Origin of the sequence: Erythrobacter sp. EC-HK427 (genome assembly GCF_902498745.1) — a bacterium.
GTDB lineage: Bacteria > Pseudomonadota > Alphaproteobacteria > Sphingomonadales > Sphingomonadaceae > Alteraurantiacibacter.
On the sequence record NZ_LR701479.1, the window covers coordinates 722503 to 734489 of the forward strand.

Genomic DNA, 11987 nt, shown 5'->3' on the forward strand with positions numbered 1-11987 from the left:
TTGCGAATATGTAACCATTGACGAGAGAATATCACAATATGGATCATGCTCCCCATTGCACGAATGACACATCCGGCATAGGGTGCTGTGGTCAAAAATAGAAACTGCCATCTAAATTGGTAGCGCTAACACTGGGAGGGAACAACGTGGCGAAGACCTCGTTTACAGATTTTGCACCTGACGAATCGCGTGTCGAATGGCTCCGCAAGTCGCTGAAAGCGGGCTCGTCGTTGGCCGTCGTCGGCGCGCTGCTTGCCGCCGGTCCGGCCTTCGCACAGGAAGTCCCCGCTGGCACTGAGGCTGTCGATCCGGAAGATGAAATTCCCGAAGGCGGAAACGTAATCTACGTTGACGGCTTCCGTGCCCAGCTTGCCAACTCGCAGAATATCAAGCGCGAATCCGATACCATCGTTGATGCGATTACCGCCGAAGATATCGGCGCACTTCCGGACCGTTCGGTGACCGAAGCGTTGCAGCGTATTCCCGGCGTGTCGATCAATCGCTTCGCAGGCTCGAATGACCCCGACCACTTCTCGGTCGAAGGATCGGGCGTGGTTATCCGCGGCCTCAACTTCGTGCGCGGTGAATTCAATGGTCGTGACGCCTTCTCGGCCAATGGCGGTCGCCAGCTTGGCTTCTCGGACGTCCCTGCCGAACTGCTCGGCTCGGTGATCGTCGCCAAGAACGTCACGGCGGAAATGATCGAAGGCGGCCTTGCCGGCACGGTCAACCTCAATGTCCGTCGCCCGTTCGACAATGACGGGTTGTTCTGGGGTGGTTCGCTTGAAGTTAACTATGCCGACCTGATCGAGGAGTTTTCTCCGCAGGGATCGCTGCTCATCAGCAACACGTGGGATACAGGCGTGGGCCGCTTCGGCCTGCTCGCTGCTGCCAGCTATTCGCAGGTGCTTAGCCGCTCGGACGGTATTCAGGTCACCAACTTCCAGACGCGCGATGGCGCGACGGTGGCCGGCGCGAACGGTGCAGGCCCGGTGGTACGCACACAGGTGCCCGGCTTCGACGTGCTCTACGCGCCTCTTGGGGGCCAGTTCCGTACGCAGGACTATAACCGTCAACGCTACGGCTACACCGCCGCTGCGCAGTGGGAGAGCATCGACGAAACCATGGTGGCAACGCTGCAATGGTTCCGCGCCGATTCATCCAACGCATGGGGCGAACACACGTTCGAGTCCGCGCCGGATCTTGCCGAATACAACACCTTCCCCGCTCCGGGCACCACCTATCAGGTGGACGAGAATGATGTGTTCGAAAGCGGATACATCACCTTCCCCGGCACGGGCTGGCGTACGGGCGATAGCGGTTCGGCCACCACGCGTGTCCCGACCGGCGGTGTGCAGCAATCGCTGAGCCGCCGTCAGGTCTATCAGGAAACGACGAACCAGGATTTCGGCTTCAACTTCCTGTGGACTCCGAATGAGCGCTGGTCGTTCAATTTCGATGCGCAGTATACCGAAGCATCGACCGACAATCTTGACTTCTCGGTGTTCGGTTCGACGTTTGCCGATACGCAGCTCGACATTTCGGGCGATTTGCCGGTCGTAATCCCCACCATTCCGCAAACCGTTCGCGCCGATTGGGCAGCTCCCAGTTCGTTGGAAGGGCTCTCGAGCGCGGAATACTTCACGTCGCGCGATTACACCTTCTGGCGTGCCGCGATGGACCACATCGAGGATAGCGACGGCGGACAATATGCCTTCCGCGGCGATGCGCAGTATTCGTTCGCCGATGATAGCTTCCTGCGCCGGTTCAAAGTAGGTGGCCGTTACTCGGATCGCGATCAGACGGTTCGTTTCACCACCTACAACTGGGGTCGCCTGTCCGAAGTGTGGGCTGGCAACTCAGGAAGCGCGGTCTTCTTCGATGAATATCCCGAAGGCCAGTACGCGACCGAACTCTTCGAGTTCCCCAACTTCTTCCGCGGGGCAACGCCCGGTCCGATCGGCGGAAACTATTTCGCCGGTGATTTGATCAACCAGTATCAAGAATCGGCAGACTTCTTCCAGGGCATCGAGGAGTACTGGCGCGTTGGCCAGGACGGGCCTGCCGATGGCCAAGGTCAAGGCTGGCGTCCGCTGGCTGAGCGTGAGGGCGTGATTGCGGGTACGCCTTTCCTGCCTTCCGACATTCAGGAAGTCTCGGAGCGCACTTACGCCGCCTACGCCATGCTGTCGTTTGGTAACTCGGAATACGCCGAATACCCCACGATCAGCGGTAATATCGGTGTGCGCTTTGTCGATACTTCGCTGAATTCGGCAGGTTCGGTGGCTTTCCCGTCGGAACTGACGGTGGGCGGTGGCGACACTTTCGCGGTCGCGTGCGACCCGACACCTGAAGTACCCGATGGCGCCCCTCCGGGCACGCCGCCGGTGGTTCCGAACCTCCCGGCAGAGTGCGATCTTGGCGAACCAGGCTTTAACAACGCACAGGCCTTCGCCAACAACGCCTTCACCGAGAATACGGCAGTCAACAATTATCAGAACTGGTTGCCCAGCCTGAACCTCCGCCTCGAACTCAACGATGAATTGCAGGTCCGTTTCGCTGCCTCGCGCACAATGGCACGGCCTGACTTCCGTTACGGTCGGAACTTCATCACGATCGGTGCGGACCGCTCGCAAGGCTTCCGTTTCCAGGCGAATGCGGGGAACCCGTTCCTCGTCCCGGCGACGGCGGACCAGTTTGACCTCTCGCTCGAATGGTATTTCGACACGGTGGGATCGATCACGCTGACCGGCTTCTACAAGTCGATCGACAACTTCTTCTACGATTCGGTTTCGTTCCGCGATTTCACCAACAATGGGCAGACCTTCGAAGTCGCCATTCGCGGTCCGGCGAACTACACCGAAGAGCGCGGAGAAGTGAAGGGCTTCGAGCTTGCCTACCAGCAGACGTTCGACTTCCTGCCGGGGCCGCTTTCGGGCTTGGGCTTCTCGGGGAACTATACGTTCATCGACAGCCAGGGCATCCCGAATGCAGAAATCGGCGGAATCGAAGCGCCCGGACAAGAGGGAACCGTACGCCCGGGCAATCTGCCGCTGGAGCAGTTGTCGCGCCACAACGTGAACGCCACACTGTTCTACGAAATGGGTCCGATCTCGGCCCGTGCGGCATACAACTGGCGCTCGGAATTCCTGCTCACCAGCCGCGACGTGATCTTCCCGTTCTACCCGGTCTTCAACGATGAAACGGGGCAGCTCGATGCCTCGCTCTTCATCAGCCTGACCGACAACGTGAAGTTCGCCATTCAGGGCACCAACCTCCTCAACGAGGTCACCCGGACGCAGCAGCAGTTCACCGAAAGTGGACTGATCGGGCCGCGGTCGTTCTTCATCAACGACCGTCGCTTCAGCTTCGGGCTCCGCGCTACCTTCTGATCACGCACCAAGGTCAGGAGAAAAGGGCCGCCGCTCCCAGCAATGGGAGTGGCGGTTTTCCTTTGTGGGAAACGAGCAGCGCGCCGGAGGGAAGCAATTCATCCTTGCTCTATTCCCCGCGCACAAAAGCCCACGCAGCCCCAACAGGACCACGCGGGCTTTAGGGCCTAAGCAAGTCAGGAAATCAGGACGCGGCCTGCGCAAACACTTCGGCAAGAGCCGTGCGCAGGGGCTTGGCGCGATAGTCCGCATCGTAGGGACAGCAACGGACTTCCAGCCCGTCGTCACGCGGTGCGAACCCCTGCAGCCAACTGAAGGGATCGACCATCCCCCACGCCAGAATATCGCCGAGCTGCTCATATTCGAGCATAATCTCGAAATAGCGCTTGGTGAAATCCGCCACCGCCGCATCCCGGATCGCAATATCGGACGACAGCGCTTTGTCTTTCACGTCGAACTCGGTGATGACGAGGTCGTAACCCATCGCCACCACTTCATCGAGGAACTGCCGCCATTCAGCCTCCGCATAGGGGCCGAGCCCGGTAGCGGGATCAATCTCGAACATTTCGATATGCGATTGGATGCCGAGGGCGTCTACTGGCACACCGCGCGCACGGAACCCTTCGAGCAATCGCAGGACATCGCGGCAATGTGCGCGGTGGGCGGGCTCCCAGCTCATATAGTCGTTATAGACAAGCTGCGCGTCTGGTAGCTGTTCGCGCGCGGTGTGGAACGCCAGATCCAACACAGCTTCCGGGCTTCCCATAGCGCGGCTCATGCTGGTTTCGATGGTGGTGTTGCGATCATGATCGATCGCTTCATTCACCACGTCATAGCTGGTGATGACGCCGCGGTAGCGGCCTGTGACGGCGCGAATGTGATCGACCAGCATCCGCTCCGCCTCTTGCACAGGGTTCGCGCCGAAATCGTAATTGTTGAGCCATTCGGGAAACCAGCGCGGCCGGTGCCAGAGCAGAGTGTGCCCGCGCACATCCTGTCCATTCGCCTGCGCCCAATCGACAATGGCGTCGAAACGGGAGAAATCATAGGTGTCGGGTGCGGGACGCAGCGCCTGCCACTTCATCTCGTTCTCGGCAACGATAACCGCGCTCTCGCCCGCAACAATCGACGCATAGGCAGGGTTCTGAATCGCACCCGAATTTGTAGAGCGGCCGTTCCAGCCAATGGCGCTGCCGAACCTGCGGCCTGATCGAACCGCCAATTCTGTTAATGAAGGAAGCGGTGTCGATACCGCTGGTGGCGCTGCAACGGATGAAATCCCTCCCGTATCAAGCCCGGAGCACGCGCCTGCACCAAATGCAGCAAATCCGGCCAAGGCCTGCCTGCGGGTCCAGCGATCTACAAATTTCATATCAGTATGGTTCCATTTCAGAAGCAGCGGCAATGGTTTTGCACGCGGCAAGGCTCCGCAGCGCAATGGCGATGGCCATGCCCTTGCGATTGCCAATCCTGTGCAGCGAGCGCCCTACGAACAGCAGGACACAAATCGCCCATGCCAATCGCATCATTGGCGCTAGCGCTGATCTTCGCAGTGCTCATAAAACAGTGAATTCCGCGTGCTTGAGCGCATCGCGATGTGACGACGCGCCCACGAAAACCGTCACGACGCCGGGCTCGTTCACTTCTTCCATAGCGCGGTTATAGAAAGCGAGCTTTTCCGGCGTCAGCGTGAAGCGCACAACCCGGCTCTCGCCCGGCTGCAAAGTGATACGGGCAAAATCCTTGAGCCGCAGGACAGGCTGCGTCACCGAAACGTGCTGGCGCTGGATATACAGCTGCACCACTTCGTCGCCTGCCATGATGCCAGTATTGGTGACCCGCGCCTCTACCTCCACCGCTTGATCAGCGGAAACCGTGGCGGCGCTCAAAACCGGGTTGGCAATATCAAAAACCGTGTAGCTGAGCCCGTGGCCGAAGTGGAAAAGCGGGTCCGCCCGGTCGAACAGATAGCCGCGACGCGCCGTCGGCTTCTGGTTGTAATAGATCGGAACCTGGCCTTCGTTGCGCGCCACCGTGACGGGAAGTCTTGCCCCCGGATTGTTGCGGCCGAGCAAGGTTTCGGCCATCGCAATGCCGCCCTCCTGCCCCGGATACCAGCATTCTAAGACGGCATCCGCTTGCTCGACAACAGCAGGCCAGCTTGGCGGGCATCCATTGATCGCACAGACAATCAACTTGGCCCCGGTCTCGCGGCAGACCGCGGCAATCGTGTCTACCAACTCGTTCTGCTCGCCGACAATGTCGATATCGGTGCGGTCGCCAAGATGCGTGGTGGCAAAGCCTTCGCGGCTGGTCTGTTCCGTATCGCCAATGGCCAGCACCACGGTATTCGCTGTGCGTGCCACCTGTGCAGCTTCCGCGATCAAACGCAGGTTCTCGTCCCGCGGCGCAAGGCGCACGTCGCTTTGCGAGCGGTTTTCGCTGGTGGTGATGAACACGCCCTGCGCGGTGACGTAATCGGCATCGGGCGCAATTTGCCGCAGCCCTTCGATCAGGCTGATCGCTTGTTGTGGGACGCTGGAATACCCGCCCAGCCGGGCAATCGCATGGTTCGGCCCGATCACCGCCACGCGGCCCATGCGTGCGGGGTCGAGCGGCAAGGTGCCGTCCTTGTTGGTGAGCAGGCACATGCCCTTGCGCGCCGCTTCCAGCGCCAGCGCGCGTGCTTCGGCATTCCCGGTAACGGCGCGCGCTTGCGCGCTATCACCATAAGGGTTTTCGAACAGGCCAGCACGGAACTTGAATTCCAGCATCCGCGCGCAGGATATGTCGACCAGTTCGAGCGGAATCCGCCCGGCTTCCACCGCTTCGACAAGGGTCGCATAGGCGAGGCCTTCGGGCAGCTCGCTATCGACCCCGGCGAGCAGCGCCTGATGCGCGGCGTCTTCGAGATCGTTCGCCACGCGGTGCAGCGTTGCCAGCTCGTGCACGCCGCCATAATCGCTGACGATCACACCATCAAAGCCCCACTCGCCGCGCAACACATCGCCGAGCAGCCAAGTGCTCGCGTGGCTTGGAACACCGTCAATCTCGTTATAGCTCGGCATGACCGCGCCAATGCTGGTGCGACGGACGACTTCGCGGAACGGCGGAAAGAAGTTCTCGCGCAATTCCCGTTCGCTGATCTGTGCCGGGCTGATATTATTGCCCGCTTCCGGTTGCCCGTGGCCGGTCATATGCTTGAGCGTCGCAAAGACTTTGCCATCTGCCAGCCGTTCAAACTTCCCCGGTCCTTGCAAGCCTTCGACTGCGGCGACGCCCATTTCGCCGCAGAGATAGGGATCTTCTCCCCACGTTTCCTCGATCCGGCCCCAGCGCGGATCGCGCACGATATCGACCACCGGGCTCAGCACCAACGGCACACCCCGTGCGCGCACTTCTAGCGCGATTTGCGATTGCACACGGCGCATCAGATCGGTGTCAAACGTGCCCGCCAAGGCGATGGCTTGCGGGAACATTGTGGCTTCGGTCGCCATATAGCCGTGCAGCGATTCCTCGTGCACGAGAACCGGAATGCCCAGCCGCGTATCTTCCAACGCCCAGCGTTGCAGCGCGTTGATAAATTCGACCGTCTGTTCGGGCGTGCGCCAACGCGCTGCCGTGCCGCCCGCCGCGCCCGTAATCCCCGGAACGCCGCGCTTGTCGCTGGGGCGCGTGACATGGCCGATCCCGTCGGGAAACGCGTCGCTGGCCTTGGTGGGGTTAAACGACAGATCATCGATCATGTCGCCTTTGCCCTGCCAGGCAGTGCGCAATTGCTGCACCTTTTCGGCCAGCGTCATTCGCGCCATGAGATCAGCAACGCGCGCCGGGATGGGGGCGGCGGCATCCTTGTAGATCGGCCCCGTTTCCTGTGCGAACGCCAGCGGCGCATGCGCGATAGCGAGCGCTGAGAGGCTGCCGCCCCCAAGCAATTTGAGGGCGGCGCGCCTGTTCATTCGGCAAGTTCCAGCGAAACTTCGGTCAGATCCACCGAATTGGGGCCAACCATGATGGTGAATTCGCCCGGTTCGGCCACGAATTGCATATCACGGTTCCAGAGCATGAATGCCTCGGGCCGGATCGTGATATCGACCGTCGCCGTTTCGCCGGGCGCAATCGTTACACGCTCGAACCCGACCAGTTCCTTCACCGGGCGGGTTACAGAGCTGACAACGTCGCGCAGATATACCTGTACGACCTCATCCCCCTCCCGATCGCCGGTATTGGTCACCGGCACCCGGACAGTCACACCCTCACCCGGAGCAATTGTCGTGTCTAACAGGATAGGTGCGCCAAATTCGAAGGTGGTATAGCTCAGGCCGTGTCCAAACGGATAAAGCGGGCTGACTTCGGCAAACAGATAGCCGCGCCGCGCGCTCGGCTTGTGATTGTAGAAGACGGGCACCTGTCCCACGTCGCGCGCCACCGTTACCGGGAGCTTGCCACCCGGATTGACGATCCCAAACAGCGCATCGGCAATGGCATTGCCTTGCTGTTCGCCAGCGTACCACGTTTCGAGGACGGCGTTAGAGCGTTCCGCCACGAGCGGGTAGCTTGGCGGACGACCGTTGACGAGCACGGTAACCAGCGGGATGCCAAGATCGGCCAACGCAGCGACAAGTTCGTTCTGCTCGCCCACCAGATCGAGGCTTGTGCGGTCCCCAAGATGCGTCTCGGCCCAGCCCTCACGGCTGGTCTGTTCGGTATCACCGATAAACAGCACGATCGTATCCGCGCCCCGCGCCGCTTCAACCGCTGCTGCAATCATGCGGCGGTTTTCTTCGGGGTCTGCGAGCACGACTTCGTCTTCCCACCAGTCATCATTGACCGTAATCCGCACGCCCTCGGAATAGATGACCTCGGCTCGGTCCCCCACCAAAGCCTGAATGCCCTCCAACGGGGACACAGTAGCGCGGGGTATGCCATAATAGCCGCCCAGCCGGGCAACGGCGGCGTTGGGTCCGATCACCGCGATGGTCGGACGGTCGGCCGAGCCCTGTGGACTGGCCGCAGGGAGAGCGAGCGGCAAGGTGCCGTCATTTTGCAGGAGGATCAGCGATTCTTCTGCAGCGCGGCGGGCCAGTGCCACGCCTTCGGGGCCGTTGGAAGCTTGCGCCGCTGCCAGATCGGTCACGAACGGAGCTTCAAACAGGCCGGCATTGAATTTCATGGTCAGAATGCGCCGGACAGCGGCATCGATTTGCGCTTCGGTTATGCTGCCATCGGCAAGCAGCGCCGCCAGATTGGTAAAGCCTGCGCCATCGGGGAAATCGATGTCCACCCCGGCGTTGATGGCGAATTCCGCCGCACCCGCATTATCCGCGGCCAACCGATGGCGGGTGACCATCTCCTCAATGGCGAAGTAATCGGAAACGACCGTGCCCTGATACCCCCATTCCTGCCGCAGAACATCGTCCAGCAGCCAGACATTGGAATGGCTGGGAATGCCGTCAATCTCGTTATAGCTCGCCATCACCGCATCGATTCCGGTGCGGCGGATCACTTCCAGAAAGGGCGGGAAGAACGCTTCGCGCAAGGTCCGCTCGGAAATCTGCGCCGGGCCGACATTGGTGCCGCTTTCGGGCTGGCCATGGCCCGTCATATGCTTGAGCGTGGCCATAACCTGGCCTTCTCCCAGCCGGCGATCATTGCCGACGCCTTGCAAGCCTTCTACCGCCGCGACGCCCATCTCGCCCACGAGGAACGGGTCCTCGCCAAAAGTCTCTTCGATCCGGCCCCAGCGCGGGTCTCGGGCCACATCAACCACGGGCGAGAGGACTTGGAAGATCCCGCGCGCGCGGGTTTCGCCTGCGATCAGATCATTTACCTCGCGCACCAGATCGGGGTTCCAGGTGGATGCAAGGCCAATGGCCTGCGGAAAGCTGGTCGCATCCAGCGCCGCCAGCCCGTGCAGCGACTCCTCATGCGCCATCACCGGAATGCCGAGCCGCGTATCTTCGCGCGCCCAACGCTGCACCGCATTGATATAGGCAACGCTCTCCTCAATCGAACGGAATGGGGTCACGCGCGGGCTTCCCGGTCCACCGACATCGGCAGGACGGGTGAAAAAGCCAAGCCCGTCCGGATAGCGCTCGCTGGCAAGCGACGGATCGAAGAAATTCTCCTCGTTCTGGATTTCGCCTTTGTTGGTCCACGTGCTGATCATTTGCGCCAGCTTTTCTTCCATCGTCATCCGCGAAAGCAGATCTTCGACGCGCGCCTCAACGGGCAGCGACGCATCCCAATAAGGAGCATCCGCCATGGGCCGGTCCATCGCGGCGACTTCCTGTTCGGTGAACGCCTGCGCGGCAGCACTCGGTGCCAGCGGGCCCATGATCGTCGTGAAAGCAGCGCCTGCGAGCAGCAGCGCGGTCGAGATGCGACCCTTCATAATTCCCTCTCCCATCGGCTGCCTCCTTGACTGTGCAGCCCGTTGTGATAGCGCTACCATGATGAGAGGGAGCAGGATTGTCAATTGCCTGTGTGGCGCGATTTTGGCGTTGACTGCGCTTGCGGTGCCATCTGTGCTTAGAGCGCAGGACGGCTACGATCTGTGGCTTCGTTACGCTCCGCTTGATGGCGAAGCCTTGGAACGTCTCAGGCGGCTTGATCTGCACCCCGTGGCGAGCGACAGCGATGCGAGCGATCCCACCGTCGAATTGGCCCTAAACGAGCTAGAGCGAGGGCTGGCAGGCTTGCAGAACGCGCCGGAAGAAATCCCGGCAGACGGCACGCCGATTGTCCTGCAATGTGACAGCGATTTGCCGGGGCCGAGCGGGCACTACGCCGTGCAGCCATATGCGCGCGATTCAGCGCAGGGTATCGGAATCTGGGCTTCCGAACCAATCGGGTGCCTTTACGGCGCCTTCGCGCTGCTTCGGGCACTCGCGCAAGGCGAGGACCCGCTTACGCTGAACCTCGCATCGGCCCCCGCAATGCCGCTGCGCATGCTCAATCATTGGGACAATCCCGATGGCCATGTCGAGCGCGGCTACGCCGGGCGCTCGATTTTCGATTGGTGGCGTTTGCCCGGCCATCTCGATCAGCGGATGATCGACTACGCCCGCGCGAATGCCAGCATCGGCATCAATGCTGTCGTCGTCAACAATGTTAACGCCCGCGCGGAAATGCTCGAACCGCGCTATATTGAGCGGCTGGCACGGCTGGCGGATGCTTGGCGGCCCTATGGTATCAGGGTATATCTATCCGCCCGCTTTTCCGCCCCGCGCGATATCGGCAGGCTGGATACGGCAGACCCGCTCGAACCGGCGGTGCGTGCGTGGTGGCAGGCGAAAGCGGACGAAATTTACGCCGCGATCCCCGATTTCGGCGGGTTCCTGGTCAAAGCCAATAGCGAAGGCCAGCCGGGCCCGCAGGATTATGGCCGCAGCCATGCAGACGGCGCGAATATGCTGGCCGAGGCGCTGGGTGGGCGGGGCACAGTGATCTGGCGCGCTTTCGTGTATTCGGCGGAGGACGACACCGACCGCGCCGCACAGGCCTACGCCGAATTCGTCCCGCTAGACGGGCAATTTGCCGATAATGTCATCGTGCAGGTCAAAAACGGGCCGATCGATTTCCAACCGCGTGAGCCGTTCCACCCGATGTTTGGCGCAATGCCCAACACGCGGCTGATGCTGGAAGCACAAATCACCAAGGAATATCTCGGCTTTGCCACCCACCTCGCTTACCTTGCGCCCATGTGGGAGGAAGTGCTGCAAAGCGATACGGGTCGCGACGGCACGGTTGCGCAAGTCATCGCTCCTGCTGGTATGGCTGGCGTTGCCAATACCGGAAGCGACCGCAACTGGTCGGGCAGCCATTTCGATCAGGCCAACTGGTATGCTTTCGGACGGCTCGCGTGGGATCCCACACTCTCCAGCGCGGACATCGCCCGCGAGTGGGCGGCGCAAACGTGGAGCCGCGAACCCGCCACACTGGACACCATTGAATCGATCATGATGGATAGCCGGCAGGCCGTGGTGGATTACATGACCCCGCTCGGCCTCGCGCATCTGATGGGAACAGGCCATCATTACGGTCCCGCGCTATGGGTTTGCGACCTTGCCCGGCCGGAATGGAACCCGTGCTATTATCACCGCGCCGACGCGGAAGGCATCGGGTTCGACCGGACCGCAACCGGATCGGATCAATTGGCGCAATACGCTGGTCAAGTGGCTGCGCGTTGGCAGGACCCGGCCACGATTTCTGACGATTATCTGCTCTGGTTCCACCGGGTGAGTTGGCAACACACGACGCAGTCTGGCCGCCCGCTTTGGGACGAACTCGTCTACCGATATGACCACGGCGTAAGCACTGTAGACAGCATGGCGGCGCGTTGGGCCAGCCTCGAAGGCCAGATTGATGCCCGGCGCTACCGCGACGTAAGCGAGTATCTCGCTATCCAGCAGGCCGAAGCGCGGTGGTGGCGCGATGCCAGCATCGCTTACTGGCAATCGATCAACGGCCTGCCTTTGCCTGAAGGCAGCAGCGCGCCTGCCCACTCGCTGGAGCACTACCAGTCGCTCACTTTCCCCGAGGCACCGGGCGACACATGATCGACAACGGAGACGACATCTCGGGCGAGCTTGG

The 11987-nt window shown here is 61.2% G+C and carries 5 protein-coding genes; 2 read left to right on the forward strand and 3 right to left on the reverse strand.

The genetic code is table 11. The features are described from left to right. The first annotated feature begins 146 nt into the window (after positions 1 to 146). Positions 147 to 3392: a TonB-dependent receptor gene (locus GC121_RS03440; protein ID WP_199857732.1), complete on the forward strand. Its 3246-nt coding sequence runs from the start codon at positions 147 to 149 to the stop codon at positions 3390 to 3392. A gap of 184 nt (positions 3393 to 3576) precedes the next feature. Here the strand turns inward: GC121_RS03440 and GC121_RS03445 are convergent, their stop codons facing one another. The 3 genes from GC121_RS03445 to GC121_RS03455 form a co-directional block, all read right to left on the reverse strand. Continuing rightward, positions 3577 to 4614 (reverse strand): endo-1,4-beta-xylanase, encoded by a 1038-nt coding sequence (locus GC121_RS03445; RefSeq protein WP_234421096.1) that lies wholly within the window; start codon positions 4612 to 4614, stop codon positions 3577 to 3579. 334 nt (positions 4615 to 4948) lie between these two features. Next, the gene (locus tag GC121_RS03450; RefSeq protein WP_151972773.1) at positions 4949 to 7351 is read right to left on the reverse strand and encodes a glycoside hydrolase family 3 N-terminal domain-containing protein; all 2403 of its coding nucleotides are present in this window, start codon (positions 7349 to 7351) and stop codon (positions 4949 to 4951) included. After that, positions 7348 to 9801 (reverse strand): glycoside hydrolase family 3 N-terminal domain-containing protein, encoded by a 2454-nt coding sequence (locus tag GC121_RS03455; protein WP_370513736.1) that lies wholly within the window; start codon positions 9799 to 9801, stop codon positions 7348 to 7350. Before GC121_RS03455 ends, GC121_RS03450 begins: the two co-directional genes overlap by 4 nt. Before the next feature lie 46 nt (positions 9802 to 9847). Between GC121_RS03455 and GC121_RS03460 the strand changes: the two genes are divergently transcribed. Further along, positions 9848 to 11953 (forward strand): alpha-glucuronidase, encoded by a 2106-nt coding sequence (locus GC121_RS03460; RefSeq protein WP_151972774.1) that lies wholly within the window; start codon positions 9848 to 9850, stop codon positions 11951 to 11953. Positions 11954 to 11987 lie beyond the last annotated feature (34 nt).

Bases quoted from the DNA above. Each gene is read 5' to 3' on its own strand.
- GC121_RS03450 (WP_151972773.1), bottom strand. From the start codon at position 7,351: ATGAACAGGCGCGCCGCCCTCAAATTGCTTGGGGGCGGCAGCCTCTCA.
- GC121_RS03455 (WP_370513736.1), bottom strand. From the start codon at position 9,801: ATGGGAGAGGGAATTATGAAGGGTCGCATCTCGACCGCGCTGCTGCTC.
- GC121_RS03460 (WP_151972774.1), top strand. From the start codon at position 9,848: ATGAGAGGGAGCAGGATTGTCAATTGCCTGTGTGGCGCGATTTTGGCG.